The organism is Bacillus sp. KNSH39 (assembly GCF_052656585.1).
This window is the reverse complement of the sequence record NZ_JBQXYO010000001.1, coordinates 1153386-1172076: the sequence shown is the minus strand read 5'-3', so window position 1 is coordinate 1172076 and position 18691 is coordinate 1153386. Positions and strand designations below refer to the sequence as shown.

Below are 18691 nucleotides of genomic sequence, written 5' to 3'. Positions count from 1 at the left end.
AGGGGGACTTATGTGAAGTATATTGAAATTGGCTTCGGAAATAGGTGGTTCGTTCGAACAGAAACTGAAAATAAAGATGGAACTGAATTTGAGGAACGAGGAATAATAAAACCTATTTATTTTGAGTCTTTATATGTACGAATTTGGTTTCGGAAAACGTGTTTTATTTTTGATACGAAAGAAGGGTTTAAAAAAACTAAGAAGAGGAGGATTGAATATAAATTTATAGTTGGAATTGTAAGTAGAATAAATAAAGAAAAAGTGTGCTGATATACGTTATTATATTGACCAGGAAATTCTTTGGACTTATATCAAATTCATAAAAAGCAATTTTACTAAATATAAATTGTTAATACAACCACTAAAAATTATTATCAAGACCTAAAAGCTAAAAATCTTTAAAAAATAAAGGTGAGCGCATATTAGTCATGTATAATATGTACTCACCTTTATTTTCTTGTTCAAAGTACCCGTTAGTCACTCATGGAACATGGAATAAAGTGTGGTATTGATTTAAAATAAAGTTTGATAATTTATAAAAAAGATTGATAAAACCTTGTATTAATATAAGGTTTTTTTTGCCCCTTAAATTTCAGTTGTATTGTTCAATTAAAGGGCCAGATTGTTGAGGAAACAGGAATAATAAGAATACTCAAAAGATTGTTTGTGAAGTGTTACACTTAAACTAACGGGCAGTTTAGCTTAAGTACATTTTTTCACAAATTTAAATGGGGAAATTTCCCCGTTTTTTATACCAGCTTAACGTTGATTCGGGAATATTGAACTTCGCTACCTGCTAATTGAATTCTACTTCATCTGGAGACCTTTAAATTAAAATGTTTCCTTTCTTCTGACAGACTTATTAAATTTGGAAAACAATCAATTCAATCATCTTTTCGTATAGAAAAACTTATTAAGAAACATGCACTAGAAAAAATATAAATCATATATAGGAGATATCCCGTTTGAATGCTTGAGGAGGATATTATGAAACCTATGTTACCTAGTGAAAAATATTTCGGTAATTTAGAACTAGTTTATGCATTTTATGGGGCTATGCCTACAGGTGTTACTGTTTCAGAAACCGGTCGTATTTTCATTTGCTTTCCGAAATGGGGAGACGATGTTAAATTTACGGTGGCGGAAATTTTTGAGGATAAATTGCAGCCTTATCCTAATTTACAAACCAATTTGGTTAACCTCGAGAATATCCTAATGACTTTCATCAGTGTCCAAAGTGTAGTTGCTGATGGAAGGGGAACGCTTTGGATATTAGATACAGCGGCACCCAATTTTTCTGAACCTATTAAAGGGGGGGCAAAATTAGTCGCTGTTGATTTAGAAACCAATACAATAAGAAAAGTATATACCTTTACAGAAGATGTTGTCCTGCCTACAACTTATCTGAATGATGTCCGTTTTGATTTTCGTGTTGGAAAAGCAGGTTATGCCTATATAACGGATTCTTCTTCAAGAGGACCAGGAGGTATTATCGTCGTAGATTTGTCAAATGGAAACGCGTTTAGACGGTTAAATGGAGCAAATTCAACTTCCCCCGATCCCTATTTTTTACCGAAAGTAGAAGGTCAAATTTTAATGAATCGAAACAAAGACGGTTCAACTTCTCCATTTAGATTGGCGTCTGATAGTCTTACGATTTCTCCTGATGGAAAGATATTATTTTTTGCTCCACTAACCAGTCGGCATTTGTTCTCGATCTCAACAGAAGCCCTGAGAAACAGAACGATACCGGACATGAATTTACCTTATCATGTGGAGTATTGGGGAGAAAAAGGTGCGTCTGATGGAATGATCACTGATGCAAAGGGAACTGTTTATGCTGGAGATTATGAAAACAACAGTATCCGTAAGATATTGCCAAATGGCATAATGGAAACTATCGCACATGATCCGAGAATTTTGTGGCCGGATACTTTTTCAATTGGTCCGGATCAATATTTGTATGTCATTGTGAACCAATTACATCGACAGCCTAGATTTCATTATGGAAAAGACTTACGACAGAAACCTTATAGTTTACTTCGTATCAAAATTGATGAATTTCCTGCTCCGACCTTTTCATAATAAAAATAGTCAATTAATTGTTTTCATTGATAGAAAATGATCAAACTTTTTTATAAAACCAAAACATAAACCTGCTGGATAAGAATCCATTTTGATCAATCTTTTTCAAAATGGATTCTTTTTATTTACCATAGAATACGGGTTAACACGATATTTTTAATCAAACTTTATTTTAAAATTACGAAGAAACTCATGAATGTTTTAAAAAATATGGTGAAGTAGTAATACCCGAACTTATGAGTGAAATTAATGAAAAGTTAAAATGGGATGTTGTTAGTTATGTAGATCATAAGGAGTATGCTTTATGGCCACTACTAAAATATTTTAAAAAGATAATTAAACAAGATTCACAAGAATGGAAAACGCGAGGTTTAGAACTGTATAAATTATCTAGTGTAGCAGATATAAAGGGGAGTAATTTTCTTATCCTTTCTATATAGAAATTGTTATTGGTATTATTATAGAATATATATCAGAAAATACAGTTATTCATTAATGGAGTGGGAGAGAATTATATGTCGATGTCGCTATATTATAAAAAAATCCGGGAGCAATTAGGCCATGAACTAATATTCATGCCAAGTGTAGCTGCAGTTATTAAAAACGAGCAGGGAGAAATCTTATTTCAATATCCTGGCGGAGAATATTGGAGTTTGCCGGCTGGAGCAATTGAGCCTGGAGAAACTCCAGAAGAAGCGGTAGTTCGTGAAGTGTGGGAAGAAACGGGTTTGAAAGTGCAAGTAAAAAAACAAAAAGGGGTATTTGGAGGGGAAAGGTTCCGTCATATATATCCGAATGGCGATCAAGTAGAATATATTGTTGTTGTGTTTGAATGTGAAATTACTAGTGGAAAACTGAAATCGATAGATGTTGAATCTTTAAAACTACAATATTTCTCATTTTCTGAAAAGCCTACTTTAGCGCTACCATACCCAGATAATATATTTTTATAGATGTAAAATAACACACCTTACTTATTGAAGGTGTGTTATTTATATAACCCGGTCGTATACATCTCCGTTAACGTATACACAATTTCCTCTAAGTTAATCTTTTTATCATTTTGCGTAATAGTCCAAAGAAACGATTCATTCATCGCGAACCAACCGCGTGCTACAATCTCTTTATTTAAATTAGGTTGTGCTAATCCACTTTCTTGAGAGTAAGTAATATCCTGTTTAATACTTGTTATAAAACGTTCCCGAATCTCATCCCATTTTTGCCGTATTTCTCTTGATAATCCTATCGCTTCCTCTACAACTTGCAAAATAGCGCGTTCTGCATCTGCTAATTGCAGGAATGCTCTAACTTGATTTTGGATCATTATACGTGCTTCCTGTTTTGTTTGTGGAGAAAAAGAGCGCTCAGCAATATTATAAAATTGATTCATAACATCTTCCATTAAACTAATTAGGAGATCATCTTTGTTTTTGAAGTATACATATGCTGTTCCATAACCAGTTTCTGCATGTTTAATAATTTGTGTAATTGTCGTTTTTTGAAATCCATTATTTATAAAAATAGTGTAACCAGAGTGTAATAGTTTTTTCTTCGTTTCTAAGGAGCGGTGTTTTCTTGATGAAAGAGTAGAGTTTTTCAAAGAATCACCTCTTTATACTGAAATATCTGAAAATATAACTGTATTGTAAAAGAAGTTCATATATAAAGTCAACTGACATAATATCATTGACGTTGTATCAATTAAGGTGATATATTTCAATTAGTTAGAATAAAAAGAAAATTAAGAGAAGGTGACACCATGTATAAAGAACCATTTCAACCAACTTATGAGTATGCGCTTGAATGTGATAAACATGATGAACTGAAAGATTTTCAAACTGAATTCTATAAAAAAGAAGGTACTATATATTTAGATGGAAACTCATTAGGGCTACTTTCAAAAAGAGCAGAGAAATCATTACTTACGTTGCTAGATTCGTGGAAAGAGTATGGCATTGACGGCTGGACAGAAGGTGAGCACCCGTGGTTTTTCCTTTCAGAGAAATTAGGTAAACTTACAGCCCCTCTTATTGGTGCTTTACCGGAAGAAACTATTGTAACCGGTTCTACAACTACAAATATACACCAAGTTATTGCGACGTTTTACGAACCAAAAGGAATACGTACAAAAATACTTGCGGATGAATTAACTTTCCCATCAGATATTTATGCACTTCAAAGTCAAATTCGTTTAAAAGGATTAGATCCAGAGGAGCATTTAGTAAGAGTGAAAAGCCGAGATGGTAGAACACTTTCTGAAGAAGATATTATCCATACGATGGAAGATGATATCGCTTTAATTTTATTACCTTCTGTTTTATATAGAAGTGGTCAAATTCTTGATATGAAACGTTTAACAACGGAAGCTCATAAACGCGGCATTCACATTGGATTTGATTTATGCCATTCAATAGGATCTATTCCGCATCATTTCAAAGATTGGGATGTCGATTTTGCTGTTTGGTGCAATTATAAATATTTAAATGCAGGACCGGGTAGTGTTGCAGGCCTTTATGTAAATAGTAAACATTTTAATAGACTGCCAGGATTGTCTGGATGGTTTAGTTCTAGAAAAGATAAACAGTTTGATATGGAGCATACATTAACAGCTGCTGATCATGCAGGTGCTTATCAAATTGGTACACCGCACGTATTAAGTACAGCACCATTAATTGGTTCACTTGAAATTTTCAAAGATGCTGGTATTGAACGTTTACGTGAGAAATCTTTACATATTACGAGATACATGCTGAATTTAATTGGACATGAATTAAAAGATTTCGAATTTACAATTGGAAATCCATTAGAGGATGAAAAACGAGGCGGGCACATTTATTTAGAGCATGCAGAAGCAGCACGTATATGTAAAGCACTAAAAGCAAATGGAGTAATTCCAGATTTTAGAGCGCCAAATGGGGTGAGACTTGCGCCGGTCGCTTTATATAACACATACGAAGAAGTGTGGAAATCTGTACAAATATTAAAGAAAATTATGAAAAATGAAGAGTATAAGCAGTTTGAAAATAAGCGAGAGGTTGTGGCATAAATATGAAAACATCAGAGTGGATTGATATTTCACAACCGCTAAATAATAATATTGCAACGTGGCCAGGAGACACACCGTTCTCGTATGAAGTTTCATGGTCAAAAGAAGAAAGTGGCTCAGTAAATGTCGGAAAGTTAACGATGAGTATTCATACAGGCACTCATATTGATGCACCATTTCATTTTGATAATGATGGAAAGAAAGTATTGGATTTAGATGTTCAAGTTTATGTTGGCCCAGCACGGATTATTGACGTTTCTAATCTTGAAAGCATCGGGAAAAAGGAATTAGAAAGCTTTCATTTAGAAGGTGTAGAACGATTATTATTACGTACATCTTCACATGGGAAAGCTGAAGAATTTCCAGAGGTGATCCCTCATTTACGTGCAGACATAGCGTCGTTTCTTTCAGAGAAAGGTATTCGTTTAATCGGAGTAGATGTACCATCAGTTGATCCGCTAGATGATAAAGAATTAGCAGCGCATCATCAATTATTTAAACATGGAATTCATATTTTAGAAAATGTCGTACTAGATCACGTAGCAGACGGTGATTATGAACTTATTGCATTACCACTTGCATTAACTGATGCAGATGGAAGTCCAGTTCGAGCCGTTATTAGACCAATATAAGTAGAATCATATAAAAGGGGCGTTTGGCTAATATGAAAGAAAATGAAAAAGTAATTATGGAAAAAGGGATTCATACGGATTTTAAAGAGAATATGACGTATGGGGAGTATTTACAATTAGATAGTTTACTATCTTCTCAAAAAAGATTATCGGACCATCATGATGAAATGTTATTTATCGTTATTCACCAAGCAAGTGAGCTTTGGATGAAGCTCATTTTACATGAGCTAAATGCGGCGATTGAATCTATTAAACAAGATAAATTACAACCAGCTTTTAAAATGTTAGCACGTGTATCAAAAATTCAGTCTCAAATTATTCAATCTTGGGATATTCTTGCGACATTAACACCATCAGAATATATTGAGTTTCGTGATTCACTCGGTCAAGCTTCAGGTTTTCAATCGTATCAATATCGTATGATTGAGTATGCACTTGGCTATAAAACGCCACACGCATTAAAAATTTATGAAAAGGATCCAGAATTACATGCACGACTTCATAAAGCGCTACATGCACCAAGTCTATATGATGTCGCGATTCAAGCATTAGTAAAAGAAGGATTCCCTATTCATAAAGATGTATTAAACCGTGATATTACGCAGCCTTATGAAGAAGATGCAACAGTAGAAGCAGCATGGTTGGAAGTGTATGCGGATGTGAAAAAATATTGGAATTTATATCAGCTTGCTGAAAAATTGATTGATATTGAAGACTGGCTACAACAATGGCGTTTCCGTCATATGAAAACAGTAGAAAGAATTATTGGACATAAAATGGGTACAGGTGGATCCTCCGGTGTTTCTTATTTAAAGCGAGTACTTGATCAACAATTCTTCCCAGAGCTTTGGAATGTTCGTACGAAATTATAAAAATAAACCTGTCAGTTCATTATGGCTGACAGGTTTATTTTTATTTGAGCGCAATTATGTTTAAAATGAAGGAACAAGATATAATAAATGGAGTAACTATTTAAATGGAGGTAAAGTTTTTGGATTTCAAGCAACTAGAAAATAAATTCGAAAAGAAAAAAGTGAATACATTTCTTGTTTATCAAAAAGGGGAATTAACAACGGAGTATTATAAAACACCCGAATGTGCAAATAACTTATATAAAATAAATTCGATTACAAAAAGTATCGTATCTTTATTAATTGGTATTGCAATTGATAAGGGCTATATAAATGATATACATACATCAATTACAGAGTGGATTGAAAATGTACCTGGGGAAAAACATGATTTAACGCTATATCACTTATTAACAATGACTACTGGTGAGGACTGGAAAGAGTTTGGGAATGGAGTAGTATTCCCAAATGACTTTGTAGAATCAGAGAACTGGGTACAGTACATATTAGAAAAGCCAATAATTGAAGAACCTGCTACAAAAATGAATTATAATTCAGGTTCTTCTCATTTACTGAGCTATATTATTCAAGAAGCTACTGGAATGTCGACAGAGCGGTTTGCAAAGAAATATTTATTTGATCCATTAAAAATTAACGAATACGAGTGGCAACAAGATCCGCAGGGTATATATGTAGGTGGCTTCGGTATGAAAATGAAATCTACCGATTTATTAAAATTAGGAAAATTATGTTTGCAAAATGGATATTGGAATGAAAAAGAAATTGTATCAGCGAAATGGTTAGAAGAGTCAAGTAGGGCGCAATTTGAAACATATGAACATGTCGGCGCATATGGATATCACTGGTGGGTATTACATAACGAAAGATTTCACATACCGTATTGTATATATTTCGCTATGGGATACGGCGGACAATACATCGTTATCATTCCTCAATTAGAAGTAGTATCTATTATAAGTAGTCATATGCCAAAACGTGGGCTCGTTCCGTTAAATTTATTTATTGAGCATGTACAGGGAAATTCTAATTATATATAAGAAAAGGAGGGAATGTATGAAAGATGAAAAAATTTTATCTTTATTTAGACTATGTTTAAGCCTTCTAGCATTTAGTGCAATCATTACGCAATTTATAATACGGGCACAAGTGAAACCGTTCAATCCAGTTAACTTTTTTAGTTTCTTCACGATCGAAAGTAACATTTTAGTTGCATGTATTCTCCTTTTAAGTAGTATCGGAACAGCTACATTTGGTCGATCAGAACAGTTTGGTATACTTCGTGGTGCAGCAACGGTATACATACTTACGACTGGACTCATTTATTTTTTATTATTAAGAGGGTTAGAAGAATCACTTCAAACGGCAATACCATGGGTAAATACGGTGTTACATTATATCATGCCAATTGCTATGCTTTTAGATTGGATATTAAATCCACCAAATAAGAAAATCACTTGGAAACAAGCTTCAAGTTGGCTCTTATTCCCGTTTTTTTACGTTGTATATAGCTTAATTCGTGGTCCAATCGTGAATTGGTATCCTTATCCATTTTTAGATCCGAGAATAGGTGGATATGGTAGAGTACTTTTATACAGTATAGGGATAGCAGTTGTAATTGGCACTATTTGTATATTGGTAAGATTTTTAGGGAATCGATATTTTAGAAAAGAATTTTAGAAATGAAAGAAACCCGGCTGTTATGAATCTAAATAGCCGGGTTTCTTTCATTTTATCTACTCATCTTCTGAAACGACATTTTAATAAATTTCTCCGTCTTCGTTTCAAATTCCACATCAACAAAAACACCATATTCTTTTCCGTCTTCACGTAGCCACAATTTGAATTTTTCAACTGTTATTTGAACGGTTTTTGGTTTTCTACCTATATGAAGGTAATCAATAATCTCTGCTTTTGGGTACTTTTCTTTCGTTTTCTCTACAGCAAGCTTACCCCATTTTGCATACGGCGGCTGCGCATGAACAATTGATGAGCCTGTATATACATTTGAACATGTTGTTAGGAACAGAAGGACGAGTGCGACACGCTTTAACAAATTCTTCATGATGAACTCCTTTTATCCTTTTTTTATATTGTTTACATTTTCTTTCTACGATATTAGTTTGGATTTTTTTGTCTTCTTTACATAAAAGCGAGGCTTTTACAAAACATAACCAAGAAATCATTTACATAATTAAGGAGGGAAAATTATGCGCCAAAAAGCTATTTTTAAAATAGCGGTTTTACTTGCGTTCATAGGACTGTCTTTAATGGTCAGTAGTATACAACTAAAGAATGTAGAAGCATTTTCTAATCAAGTCATTCAAAGAGGAGCATCGGGCGAAGATGTCATTGAACTGCAATCTCGTTTAAAATATAACGGATTTTATACGGGAAAAGTAGATGGTGTTTTCGGATGGGGTACATATTGGGCACTTCGGAATTTTCAAGAGAAATTTGGATTACCCGTTGATGGTTTAGCTGGAGCTAAAACGAAGCAAATGCTCGTGAAAGCAACGAAGTATGACAAGTCAACTGCTAATAAAGGGACGACAACGAATAAAGGAAATAGTGGTGGCACTGCACAAGAGAATAAACCACCTCAAAATAAAGGGACAAATGTTCCGAACGGTTATTCTCAAAATGATATTCAGCTGATGGCAAACGCAGTATACGGAGAATCACGTGGTGAACCGTATTTAGGACAAGTTGCAGTAGCTGCTGTTATTTTGAACCGTGTTACAAGTGCGTCATTCCCAAATACTGTTTCAGGTGTAATCTTTGAACCTAGAGCATTTACAGCGGTAGCCGATGGACAAATATATTTAACACCAAATGAAACAGCAAAAAAAGCAGTTTTAGATGCGATTAACGGATGGGATCCAACAGGAAATGCTTTATATTATTTCAATCCAGATACTGCGACTAGTAAATGGATTTGGACTCGTCCACAAATTAAAAAAATCGGTAAACATATTTTCTGTAAATAGAGCGGAGGTGGGACAATGTTACGAGGTATTATCATTGTATTATTAACAGTCGGTGTAGTAGGAACAGGCTATTGGGGCTATAAAGAGCACCAAGAGAAAAATGCGGTTTTAATTCGAGCGGAAAATAGCTATCAACGTGCATTCCATGATTTAGCATACGAAGTCGATTTATTACACGATAAAATTGGCACAACACTTGCGATGAATTCACGATCATCTTTATCACCTGCATTAGCGGATGTATGGCGTTTAACATCTGAAGCTCGCTCAGATGTAGGACAACTACCTTTAACATTAATGCCATTTAATAAAACGGAAGAATTTTTAGCGAATATCGGTGATTTCAGTTACCGTGCAGCCATTCGTGATTTAGAAAAAGAGCCGTTAAATGAGCAAGAATATAAAACGCTACAAACTTTATATTCAAATGCAGGAAATATACAAGATGAACTAAGAAAAGTACAACATCTTGTTTTGAAAAATAATTTACGCTGGATGGATGTAGAAATGGCACTTGCATCAAATCGCGATCCAGCAGATAACACAATTATTGATGGATTGAAAACTGTAGAGAAAAACGTAACATCATATTCTTCTACAAACTTCGGACCGACCTTTACAAGTGCGCAAAAAAATAAAAAAGGTGGATTTGAAGCGGAAGGAAAGGCAATTTCTAGAGATGAAGCGGCGAAAATTGCCAAATCGTTTTTGAATTTAAAAGGAAATGAAAAAGTAGATGTTGAGAAAAGCGGAAAAGGTGCGAAAGAATCCTTCTATAGTGTGAAAATTAAAGATGAAGCAACGAACAATGAGTTCTATATGGATATTACCGGAAAAGGCGGATATCCAATTTGGGTTATGAATAACCGCGAAATTAAAGAACAGAAAGTTAGTTTAAACGATGCAGGTAGTAAAGGTTTGAAATTTTTAAAGGACCATAAGTTTAATAATATGGAGCTTTATGATAGCTCTCAATATGATAATGTTGGTGTATTTACGTATGTAGTAAATGAAAATGGAGTACGAATTTATCCAGAAGCAATCCAAATGAAAATTGCTTTAGATGATGGTTCTATCGTTGGGTTCTCCGCAAAAGAATATTTAGCGTCACATCAAAAGCGAACAGTTCCATCGGCAAAGCTAACTGCAGCAGAAGCAAGAAAGAAAATCAATCCGGATGTAAAAATCATGGAAGAACGTAAAGCTTTAGTAGTCAATGATTTGCATAATGAAGTGCTTTGCTATGAATTTGTAGGCACTTTAGGAAAAGATACGTACCAAATATTCATTAATGCTAATAGCGGGGCCGAGGAAAAGGTAAAGAAAATGCAAGCTGTTGAAAAAATTTATGATTAAACCTTAATAGTGAAGTGGTGAAAATAATGAAAACTCTAATATATATATTGATGCTTTGCTTCGTTATAACTGGATGCAGTATTGGAAAAAAAGACAATCCAAACGAAAAGCCGGAACAAAAAAATGTTTCAATGAAAAATGTTAATTATACGAATAAATCAAATAAGCCAAATGAAAAAGCAGCAGATCATTTAGCATCTTTAGCAGCAAGTGTGCCAGGTGTGAATGATGCAACAGCGGTCGTTGTTGGAAAATATGCTATTGTAGGTATTGATGTAAAAGCAAAACTTGATCGAACTCGAGTTGAATCAATTAAATACTCTGTTGCAGAAAGTTTAAAAAATGACCCTGACGGTGCTAATGCAGTCGTTGTAGCAGATGTTGATACGTATGAACGCCTCAAACAAATCGGAAAGCAAATTAAAAAAGGAAAAACAGGTGAAGGTATACTAGATGAATTAGCCGCTATTGTGGGCCGAGTAATGCCACAAGTTCCAAATGATATGATAGAAAATAGAGAAACGAATCCAATTAAAGATAATGATAAACAATTACCAAAAGATGAAGAACAAGAGTTAAGAAAAGAACAGGATGATCAATCAAATAATCATTTGAATAAATGAAATTAGCCTCGTACTTAATTGTACGAGGTTTTTAAATGCAATATTAAATATTCAGTTTATTTTTAAGGGAATATATGGTTTAATTATCATGGGAGGGACAACTGTTATGATGAAAAAAAGCGCATGTATATTGTTTAGTTTATGCTTAGGTTTCAGTATGACAGCGTGTGAACAGAGAAAAGAAGTGAAAAACCAAACAGCAACTTCTTCTACTGTGATGGAAAGGCAACAGAAAGAGTCTATCAATATAAATCATTTCTCGAGTATAAATGAAGGAATGACTTATACAGAAGTGAAAGATTTAATTGGTTTTGAAGGAGATTTACTTATAGAAGAAGGGGTAGAGCATTCTACACAAATTAAACAAATTTTTGCTTGGAAAGGGAACGATCCAAATTCATTTGTTGAAATTACCTTTTTAGATGGAAGAGTGCATTCAAAAGCACAGCAAGGTATAAGTTAATAAGCTAAAAAATGGGAGAGTTTAGCATGAACATACACACAGGGGAAATTCAATTAGCTCCGTATAAGGAGAAATATAAAGAAGTTATACAAACATTTACTTTACCAAGTGAACAAGTTCAGTTTACATCAGATCCAAGCGCATTACTGGAGAAAGCAAAAAGTGATTATACAAAAAATGTGATTGTTATTTTAGATCACAATGGGGTACCGGTGGGTCTTTTCGCATTGGAAACGGGAGATAGAGTAAAGGAGTTCACAGATAATGAGGATGCTTTACTTTTAACGTCATTTTCTATTAATCACAATAGACAAAGAAAAGGATTCGCTAAAAAGTCATTGTTATTATTAGAAGAGTTTGTAAAACGTTATTTTCCAATAAAAAATGAAGTTGTACTTGCTGTGAATGAAAGAAATATTCCTGCACAAAATTTATATGCAAAAGTTGGTTTCCAAGATAAAGGTTTTAGAAGAATGGGACCAATTGGCCAACAAATAATAATGCATTTACCGATAATGAAATAATGAGATAGAAAACTTACTCTTGAATATTCAAGTAGTAGGTTTTTTTATTTTAACAATATATAATATATGTATATAAAATGAAACAGGAATGAAGGATATAAAAAATGAATCAAGATAGAAAATGGAATATCGTTGGAGGAAGAGTGATTAAAACTGGGATTGCAGTTTTTCTTACAGTGTTAGTTTGTGATTTTTTTAACATCCCAACTATTTTTGCTGTAATAACAGCAATTGTTACAATTGAACCAACTGCAACAGACTCAATAAAAAAAGGACTTATTCGCTTTCCGGCCTCAACAATTGGATCGGCATATGCCATGACTTTCACATTTTTCCTAGGCCACCAAGCAATTTCTTATGCATTAGCTGCAATGTTTACGATCGTTACATGTCAAAAACTAAGGTTACATGCGGGAACTTTAGTTGCAACTTTAACTGCCGTAGCAATGATTCCAATTACGGCAAATCATTATTTTACTGCATTTTTAATTCGTTTAGCTACTACATCTACTGGTATTATAGTATCTACTTTAGTGAATTTTTTCATTTTTCCACCCCACTACACGAAAATGATTTTTGGATGTACAGAGGATCTATTTGCTAAAACAGCAAATATTATGGAAGAATGGATTACTGCATTAGTTGCAGGAAAAGGTGTGAAAAAGGAGACTGCTCAGGATTTATCTAAATTGACTTTATTATTGCATAAGGCGATACAATTTGTTCAATATGAGCAGAAAGATTGGAAATATCATCAACATACAAAGAAGGAAATGAGAAGCTTTTTAACGATGCAGAAGCAACTTCATATATTACAGCAAATCATTTACCATATAGATAATTTAGCTCGGGTATCAATTGAGACTTGTGACTGGTCACAAAGTGAAAGAGAAATATTACAACGAACAATTCATTCTATAATTGCTATATTGAGAAACCGTTGTAATGAAATTGATGAGGAACATTTCAAACTTATTGCTGAATTAGACAAGCAATTTTGGAGTTATAAAAATGATTTAAAAGATTATAAACCAAATCATTATCATCACCATTTTTCAAGTGAATCTATTATTTTATTTGAGGTATTATCTATTCATGATATGTTAGAAGAATTAAAACAAATATCCGAGAAATATGAGTGGGAAAACCGATTCAATTGATAAGTTCATTTTACTGTGGGGGGATAATATGACATTTTATATTGCATTACTAAGAGGAATCAATGTCGGTGGCCATAAAGTAATCAAAATGGCTGATTTAAAACGAGTGTTTGAATCAATAGGGTTAAAACAAGTGAAAACATATATACAAAGTGGTAATATTGTGTTCGAATCTGAGGAAGGTATAAACTTTCTAAAGGACCAAATACAATCTGAAATAAAAAAAGAATTTGATTTCGATGTTCCAGTCATGCTAAGAACACATGATGAATTTATAAATATTATTAAACAATGTCCATATGAAGTTCATTCATTGTTAGAAGGAGAAAGTGTTCATATTGCTTTTTTAGCTAATGTACTTTCTGAAGAAGAGAGTAGTCAATTGCTTACATTTAAAAGTGAACTTGAAGATTGCTATATAGATGAGAAGGTCGTTTATTTATTTTTCAAAAATAGCATTCGAAATTCTAAATTAATGAACCAGTTTCAGAAGTTACATACACCAGCTACAGTTAGGAATTGGCGGACTGTGAATAAATTAAAAGCAATTGTAGAGATTATGTAAATATAAAAAGATGAGGTTTTCTACATGTAGAAAACCTCATCTTTTTACTTATATTGTTTTGCAACTATGAGTTCGACAATAGGATAAATAAAGAATGAAGAGCAAATTGCGATGAACAGGGGGAGGTTTTTTACTCCATCTAAATTAGCCCCCATAGAAAATCCTTCGGAGAAGATTAATAAAAGGAACATTACAACTACAAGCACAAAATACGCAATTTTAAAGCTTTTATATGTAATTTGTTGTCCCATCTCATCTTGACTTTCTTCTGACACACCGTGGGGATCTCCCCAAGTAATGTGATTAATTAAATTACTAAGTATTAACGAAATAGCAAAAATCGTACCACCTAAAATAGAACCTTCAGTTATGTATTTATATGTGCCATGTACTAGTATTGCAATTAATGCTAAAACAATGATTATAAAAATAGTTTTTTTAGTATTCAATAAATAATTGCCCCCTCGATTGTAAAAAACTCTTTACAAATATAAGTATAAAATTGGAAAAGCGTCATGTCAAATACTTTTTACACACAATATGTAAGTATGCAATATTTTGTTTTTATGATAAATAAAAAATTACAATACATTTGAATGTAAAAGAATGGGCTCGCATATATTTGGAAGGGATGTCAGATTAATTTAGGGGGTAGTTATGTCTATACTTTTAAAAGCTGGTGCAGATGCAGGAAACAACGGTTTGAAGTTAATGGTGAAAGGGCAAGACCCTATTTTTATTCCGAGTATTTATTCTTTATATATAGGTGAGCCTACAGGACTCTTAGATGAGGTAGATGTTTCATTATCTGAATTAGAAAACCACATTGATGTGACTATAAGTTCGCCATCGTTAATGCTAAATAATGTACGATACATCGTTGGAGAAAAAGTTATTCAAGATCAATTAAAAGGTACTGAGGTAGAGAAGAAATCGAATAAGTCAACGGATGAGTTAATGGTTATTACAATACTATCAGGTTTGGCGGTAAGCGCTATGCGTCAAAGTCCAACTTCTAGCCATATTAATATTCGTTATGATTTATCTGTCGCTCTTCCTATGCAGCTTATTACACAAGAAATAGCTGCTGAAAATGCAAAACGTTATATGGGAAATCATAAGGTTATTTTCCATTATCCGAACGGACGCGATGTGACAATTAATGTTTCAATTGAGTATTGTAAATGCCTGCCTGAGGGCGCTTCTGGTACGTGGGGCATTGTATACGATGAAGAAGGAAATGTTGTGAAACATAAAATAGAATGTGAACAAAATCAAGTTTCTGAAATTGATTTTGTAGATAAAACTCTACTCTCTTTTGATATTGGTGCAGGGACGACAGAAGAAGTCGTTTCATTAGGGGTGAATTTCCGTCCGCAACTAAGTAAAGGTTTATCTTATGGTGTAAAAGAGACGTTACTACAAATCATTACGAGATGGAACCGGAAGTATCCAACTAAAACGATTGATAGTATTACAGAATTCAACCAAATTTATTTAAATGATAAGCATCCGAGAAATACCTTATTAGTTGAGGAATCACAGCCAGCGCTATTAGGTTTAGCAGCACGTGTTGCAACAGATATTATAAATAAAATTGATGATATGAAAGACGATCCATACGTGTTTATTTATGGCGGGGGTGCAGTAATTATTAAAAACAGTTTAAAAATGATTTTAAAGCAAAAAGGACGACTCAAAAATGTAATCTTTGTAGATAATCCGTTATTTACAAATGCACGAGGATTATTAGTTTATACTTGTTCGCCAAAATATAGAGAGCATAAGCAAAAAGAGTTAGGATTTACAAACTTAACGATAAGTTAGTTGGTGGAAGTATGCGATCTAGGCGATATAAACGTGGTGATCGAGTAAAAATCAATATTCATAAATCGGTATCACCTGAAATGCTTGCGTGGCTGAATAAACAATCAAATCCAACTAATTTCTTCTTTTTTGCTGCGCAGCAACTATTTAAACAAGTTGGAGATATTGACGTTTCAAAAGCTTTACCAAGCAGCCATGTTTTCTCATTATATGTGGAGCCTTCATCCTTATTAAAAGTCGAAGTAAACCCTTTTAAAAACATGACACTAGACACAAATACATCCACCGAAAATGCAAAAAAAAAATTATGGGAATCTGTTGATCAATTAGATTGTCCATTTTTTTAAACATAGAAAAATATAAAAAGTCCCCATCACTATACATACGAATACAGTGATGGGTTTTTGTTTGTAACTAGAAGGGGACACAATTTGTGCCCCCTTCCATTAGTTATTTATCTAAATTTTAGATGTATGTTTAGAAACAGCGTTAATTATGCTTTCCCAGTCATCTGGATGGTTTTCATGGCCTGCCCCTTTAAGAGTTAATAGTACTGAGTTTGGAATTTCATCAATTAGTGCGAGGCCATGTTCAAATGGTAGTGCTGTATCGTCTGTTCCGTGAATAACTAATGTAGGTGCTTGTATGGATTGAAGTACACCTTCATATGCATCATCACCTTGAAGTAAAGCGTGATTAAACATACTTAGTAAATTGTTTGCGCGTTCTATTTCTTGTTTTACTTGTTTATAAACTCTATTTTCATCAAATATTCGTTCTGATCCACATAATAGACGAGATCCTGAAACTAAATACTCTGCCACATCATTTTTATTTGTCCAATCTATACTTGCGCTCTTTACATGATGTGTTAAAATCCTTTCATCCATTGGGGGTAAATCGCGAGTATTATTATCAGATCCTATTACACTAGTCGCTAGTAAAGTTAGCGCCAAAATTCTTTCGGGATGTTTTACAGCGGCAATTTGAGCAATCATACCACCTAATGACATACCAAAAAGATGGGCTTTATCAATATGATAAGCGTCTAATACCCCGATTGCATCTTCAGCCATATCTGTTACTGAATAATTTGAAGTGCCAGGTTCATATGTAACAGAGCGTCCAACATCGCGATTATCAAAGCGAATAACAAATTTTCCTGTGTTCGCCAACTGTTCACAAAATTCTTCATCCCAATATATCATTGAACAAGTAGCTCCCATAATTAATAAAATAGCGGGATCATTAGAGTTACCGAAGCTTTCTGTACATATATCAATACCGTTTATTTTAAATATCTTTTCACTCATAACGTTAGCCCCATTTCTTTTGAATTTAATTAATAATACAGTTTTGAATCATTCTAAGATGTGTGTAAGATTCTTTTTGAAATTCATCCCGCTATTTGCCGGGCAGTAAGAGCCCGATTGGTGATGAATGATTAAAGTTTCACTTTATAATGCTTTTTGCATAATTACCCCCAAAAATAAGTATATGGTAATTCAAGGCAAAAAATTTTGAGAAATAATTGTATGTTATTAAAATAAACAGCAAGGAGGAGAGGAAATGAAAGCAATCGTTATTGATCGATATGGCAGTGTTGAAGAATTAAAAGAAAGACAAGTTTTAAAACCGGTTGTTAAGAATAATGAGGTATTAATACGTATTTATGCAACATCTGTTAATCCAGTTGATTGGAAAATAAGAAAAGGTGACTTACAAGAACAGTTACGCTTTTCATTTCCAATCACTTTAGGATTAGATGTAGCTGGAGTTATTGAAGAAGTTGGAGAAGATGTAGAGTGTTTCAATATAGGAGATAAAGTGTTTACGAAACCTGAAAATATAGGAAGCGGCTCTTATGCTGAATTCATTGCAGTACAATTAGATTTAGTATCACATATACCTAATAATATTAGTTACGAAGAAGCAGCTTCTATTCCTCTTGCAGGACTTACAGCGTGGCAAAGTCTTGTAGATTACGCAAAAATAAAAGAGAATGACCGTGTATTCATTCATGCTGGAGCTGGTGGCGTTGGAAGTTTGGCAATCCAAATCGCAAAATCATTTGGAGCTTTTGTTGCCACGACTGCTAGTAGTAAAAATAAAGAATTTTTACAGTCTTTAGGAGCGGATCTCGTTATTGATTATAAAAAAGATAAATTTGAAGAACTAGTATCAGATTTTGATATTGTGTTAGATACAATAGGTGGCGAAGTGCAAGAAAAAAGTTTTCGAATTATTAAACCTGGTGGTGTTCTAGTTTCCATTGTTCATGAACCACTACAAAAAGTAGAAGGAATAAAATCAGGATTTTTATGGCTAAAACCAAATGGAAAACAATTAGAAGAATTATCAGCTTTAATTGTAAACGGAAAAATCAAACCAATCATAAGTAAAGTGGTGCCATTTAATGAAGCAGGAGTTCGAGAAGCTCATATTTTGAGTGAAGGACAACATGTTAGAGGAAAGATTGTAGTTAAAGTGGAATGATAATAAAGATTACAGCTTATAGAGTAACTAGATTTGAATAACGAAAAAGCTCAAC

General features: G+C 33.5%; 22 protein-coding genes. 18 read left to right on the top strand and 4 right to left on the bottom strand.

What is annotated here, in order from left to right; translation table 11 throughout:
* Positions 1 to 12 precede the first annotated feature (12 nt).
* The 3 genes from ACUL40_RS05800 to ACUL40_RS05790 all read left to right on the top strand — a co-directional run bounded on the left by ACUL40_RS05800 (position 13) and on the right by ACUL40_RS05790 (position 3038).
* Complete coding sequence (locus tag ACUL40_RS05800) at positions 13 to 270, top strand: DUF3977 family protein (RefSeq protein WP_000873825.1); 258 nt, start codon at positions 13 to 15, stop codon at positions 268 to 270.
* Positions 271 to 987: 717 nt separating this feature from the next.
* Positions 988 to 2085 (top strand): L-dopachrome tautomerase-related protein, encoded by a 1098-nt coding sequence (locus ACUL40_RS05795; protein ID WP_065212748.1) that lies wholly within the window; start codon positions 988 to 990, stop codon positions 2083 to 2085.
* 515 nt (positions 2086 to 2600) lie between these two features.
* On the top strand, positions 2601 to 3038 hold the full coding sequence (locus tag ACUL40_RS05790) for an NUDIX hydrolase (protein ID WP_229175193.1): 438 nt from the start codon (positions 2601 to 2603) through the stop codon (positions 3036 to 3038).
* A 35-nt stretch (positions 3039 to 3073) separates the two neighbouring features.
* On the opposite strand, the gene ACUL40_RS05785 is transcribed toward ACUL40_RS05790, so the two are convergent.
* The gene (locus ACUL40_RS05785) at positions 3074 to 3685 is read right to left on the bottom strand and encodes a TetR/AcrR family transcriptional regulator (RefSeq protein WP_065212642.1); all 612 of its coding nucleotides are present in this window, start codon (positions 3683 to 3685) and stop codon (positions 3074 to 3076) included.
* Between the two features lie 159 nt (positions 3686 to 3844).
* Here ACUL40_RS05785 and kynU point away from each other — a divergent pair, with 159 nt between their 5' ends.
* The 5 genes from kynU to ACUL40_RS05760 all read left to right on the top strand — a co-directional run bounded on the left by kynU (position 3845) and on the right by ACUL40_RS05760 (position 8312).
* The gene (kynU, locus tag ACUL40_RS05780; protein ID WP_065212643.1) at positions 3845 to 5131 is read left to right on the top strand and encodes a kynureninase; all 1287 of its coding nucleotides are present in this window, start codon (positions 3845 to 3847) and stop codon (positions 5129 to 5131) included.
* 2 nt (positions 5132 to 5133) lie between these two features.
* Positions 5134 to 5763, top strand: a complete 630-nt coding sequence (gene kynB / locus ACUL40_RS05775) for an arylformamidase (RefSeq protein ID WP_000858074.1) — start codon at positions 5134 to 5136, stop codon at positions 5761 to 5763.
* Positions 5764 to 5795: 32 nt separating this feature from the next.
* A complete protein-coding gene (gene kynA / locus ACUL40_RS05770; RefSeq protein ID WP_000661957.1) occupies positions 5796 to 6635 on the top strand; it encodes a tryptophan 2,3-dioxygenase in 840 nt (279 codons plus the stop codon).
* Positions 6636 to 6754: 119 nt separating this feature from the next.
* Positions 6755 to 7672, top strand: a complete 918-nt coding sequence (locus ACUL40_RS05765) for a serine hydrolase domain-containing protein (RefSeq protein ID WP_000346250.1) — start codon at positions 6755 to 6757, stop codon at positions 7670 to 7672.
* Between the two features lie 16 nt (positions 7673 to 7688).
* The gene (locus tag ACUL40_RS05760; protein WP_000650955.1) at positions 7689 to 8312 is read left to right on the top strand and encodes a Pr6Pr family membrane protein; all 624 of its coding nucleotides are present in this window, start codon (positions 7689 to 7691) and stop codon (positions 8310 to 8312) included.
* 52 nt (positions 8313 to 8364) lie between these two features.
* Here the strand turns inward: ACUL40_RS05760 and ACUL40_RS05755 are convergent, their stop codons facing one another.
* A complete protein-coding gene (locus ACUL40_RS05755; RefSeq protein ID WP_000793370.1) occupies positions 8365 to 8697 on the bottom strand; it encodes a YqzG/YhdC family protein in 333 nt (110 codons plus the stop codon).
* A 145-nt stretch (positions 8698 to 8842) separates the two neighbouring features.
* Between ACUL40_RS05755 and sleB the strand changes: the two genes are divergently transcribed.
* From sleB to ACUL40_RS05720, 7 genes are all read left to right on the top strand, one after another.
* The gene (gene sleB / locus ACUL40_RS05750) at positions 8843 to 9622 is read left to right on the top strand and encodes a spore cortex-lytic enzyme (RefSeq protein WP_001249053.1); all 780 of its coding nucleotides are present in this window, start codon (positions 8843 to 8845) and stop codon (positions 9620 to 9622) included.
* 15 nt (positions 9623 to 9637) lie between these two features.
* On the top strand, positions 9638 to 10978 hold the full coding sequence (ypeB, locus tag ACUL40_RS05745; RefSeq protein ID WP_445422871.1) for a germination protein YpeB: 1341 nt from the start codon (positions 9638 to 9640) through the stop codon (positions 10976 to 10978).
* A 26-nt stretch (positions 10979 to 11004) separates the two neighbouring features.
* The gene (locus ACUL40_RS05740; protein ID WP_000854053.1) at positions 11005 to 11601 is read left to right on the top strand and encodes a YhcN/YlaJ family sporulation lipoprotein; all 597 of its coding nucleotides are present in this window, start codon (positions 11005 to 11007) and stop codon (positions 11599 to 11601) included.
* Between the two features lie 106 nt (positions 11602 to 11707).
* Positions 11708 to 12064, top strand: a complete 357-nt coding sequence (locus ACUL40_RS05735; protein WP_000976446.1) for a hypothetical protein — start codon at positions 11708 to 11710, stop codon at positions 12062 to 12064.
* Between the two features lie 11 nt (positions 12065 to 12075).
* Positions 12076 to 12588 carry a GNAT family N-acetyltransferase gene (locus ACUL40_RS05730; protein ID WP_002025890.1) on the top strand — a complete coding sequence of 171 codons (513 nt, stop codon included), beginning with the start codon at positions 12076 to 12078 and terminating at the stop codon, positions 12586 to 12588.
* A 104-nt stretch (positions 12589 to 12692) separates the two neighbouring features.
* Positions 12693 to 13748 (top strand): aromatic acid exporter family protein, encoded by a 1056-nt coding sequence (locus tag ACUL40_RS05725; protein WP_001070829.1) that lies wholly within the window; start codon positions 12693 to 12695, stop codon positions 13746 to 13748.
* Between the two features lie 28 nt (positions 13749 to 13776).
* Positions 13777 to 14313 carry a DUF1697 domain-containing protein gene (locus ACUL40_RS05720; protein ID WP_000145144.1) on the top strand — a complete coding sequence of 179 codons (537 nt, stop codon included), beginning with the start codon at positions 13777 to 13779 and terminating at the stop codon, positions 14311 to 14313.
* Positions 14314 to 14357: 44 nt separating this feature from the next.
* Here ACUL40_RS05720 and ACUL40_RS05715 read toward each other — a convergent pair whose 3' ends face one another.
* Positions 14358 to 14762: a hypothetical protein gene (locus tag ACUL40_RS05715; RefSeq protein ID WP_001093141.1), complete on the bottom strand. Its 405-nt coding sequence runs from the start codon at positions 14760 to 14762 to the stop codon at positions 14358 to 14360.
* Between the two features lie 208 nt (positions 14763 to 14970).
* Here ACUL40_RS05715 and ACUL40_RS05710 point away from each other — a divergent pair, with 208 nt between their 5' ends.
* Complete coding sequence (locus ACUL40_RS05710) at positions 14971 to 16140, top strand: ParM/StbA family protein (protein ID WP_000025622.1); 1170 nt, start codon at positions 14971 to 14973, stop codon at positions 16138 to 16140.
* Positions 16141 to 16151: 11 nt separating this feature from the next.
* Positions 16152 to 16487 (top strand): hypothetical protein, encoded by a 336-nt coding sequence (locus tag ACUL40_RS05705; RefSeq protein WP_001257760.1) that lies wholly within the window; start codon positions 16152 to 16154, stop codon positions 16485 to 16487.
* Positions 16488 to 16598: 111 nt separating this feature from the next.
* Here the strand turns inward: ACUL40_RS05705 and ACUL40_RS05700 are convergent, their stop codons facing one another.
* The gene (locus tag ACUL40_RS05700) at positions 16599 to 17453 is read right to left on the bottom strand and encodes an alpha/beta fold hydrolase (RefSeq protein WP_065212646.1); all 855 of its coding nucleotides are present in this window, start codon (positions 17451 to 17453) and stop codon (positions 16599 to 16601) included.
* 256 nt (positions 17454 to 17709) lie between these two features.
* On the opposite strand from ACUL40_RS05700, the gene ACUL40_RS05695 reads away from it, so the two are divergent.
* Entirely contained in the window at positions 17710 to 18636 is a 927-nt protein-coding gene (locus tag ACUL40_RS05695; RefSeq protein ID WP_445422870.1) for an NADP-dependent oxidoreductase, read from the top strand.
* Positions 18637 to 18691: the final 55 nt, after the last annotated feature.

Bases quoted from the DNA above. Each gene is read 5' to 3' on its own strand.
- ACUL40_RS05795 (WP_065212748.1), top strand. From the start codon at position 988: ATGAAACCTATGTTACCTAGTGAAAAATATTTCGGTAATTTAGAACTA.
- kynU (WP_065212643.1), top strand. From the start codon at position 3,845: ATGTATAAAGAACCATTTCAACCAACTTATGAGTATGCGCTTGAATGT.
- ACUL40_RS05695 (WP_445422870.1), top strand. From the start codon at position 17,710: ATGAAAGCAATCGTTATTGATCGATATGGCAGTGTTGAAGAATTAAAA.
- ACUL40_RS05740 (WP_000854053.1), top strand. From the start codon at position 11,005: ATGAAAACTCTAATATATATATTGATGCTTTGCTTCGTTATAACTGGA.
- sleB (WP_001249053.1), top strand. From the start codon at position 8,843: ATGCGCCAAAAAGCTATTTTTAAAATAGCGGTTTTACTTGCGTTCATA.
- ACUL40_RS05725 (WP_001070829.1), top strand. From the start codon at position 12,693: ATGAATCAAGATAGAAAATGGAATATCGTTGGAGGAAGAGTGATTAAA.
- ACUL40_RS05755 (WP_000793370.1), bottom strand. From the start codon at position 8,697: ATGAAGAATTTGTTAAAGCGTGTCGCACTCGTCCTTCTGTTCCTAACA.
- ACUL40_RS05760 (WP_000650955.1), top strand. From the start codon at position 7,689: ATGAAAGATGAAAAAATTTTATCTTTATTTAGACTATGTTTAAGCCTT.
- ACUL40_RS05705 (WP_001257760.1), top strand. From the start codon at position 16,152: ATGCGATCTAGGCGATATAAACGTGGTGATCGAGTAAAAATCAATATT.
- ACUL40_RS05730 (WP_002025890.1), top strand. From the start codon at position 12,076: ATGGGAGAGTTTAGCATGAACATACACACAGGGGAAATTCAATTAGCT.
- ACUL40_RS05700 (WP_065212646.1), bottom strand. From the start codon at position 17,453: ATGAGTGAAAAGATATTTAAAATAAACGGTATTGATATATGTACAGAA.
- kynA (WP_000661957.1), top strand. From the start codon at position 5,796: ATGAAAGAAAATGAAAAAGTAATTATGGAAAAAGGGATTCATACGGAT.
- kynB (WP_000858074.1), top strand. From the start codon at position 5,134: ATGAAAACATCAGAGTGGATTGATATTTCACAACCGCTAAATAATAAT.
- ACUL40_RS05790 (WP_229175193.1), top strand. From the start codon at position 2,601: ATGTCGATGTCGCTATATTATAAAAAAATCCGGGAGCAATTAGGCCAT.
- ACUL40_RS05710 (WP_000025622.1), top strand. From the start codon at position 14,971: ATGTCTATACTTTTAAAAGCTGGTGCAGATGCAGGAAACAACGGTTTG.
- ACUL40_RS05735 (WP_000976446.1), top strand. From the start codon at position 11,708: ATGATGAAAAAAAGCGCATGTATATTGTTTAGTTTATGCTTAGGTTTC.
- ACUL40_RS05720 (WP_000145144.1), top strand. From the start codon at position 13,777: ATGACATTTTATATTGCATTACTAAGAGGAATCAATGTCGGTGGCCAT.
- ypeB (WP_445422871.1), top strand. From the start codon at position 9,638: ATGTTACGAGGTATTATCATTGTATTATTAACAGTCGGTGTAGTAGGA.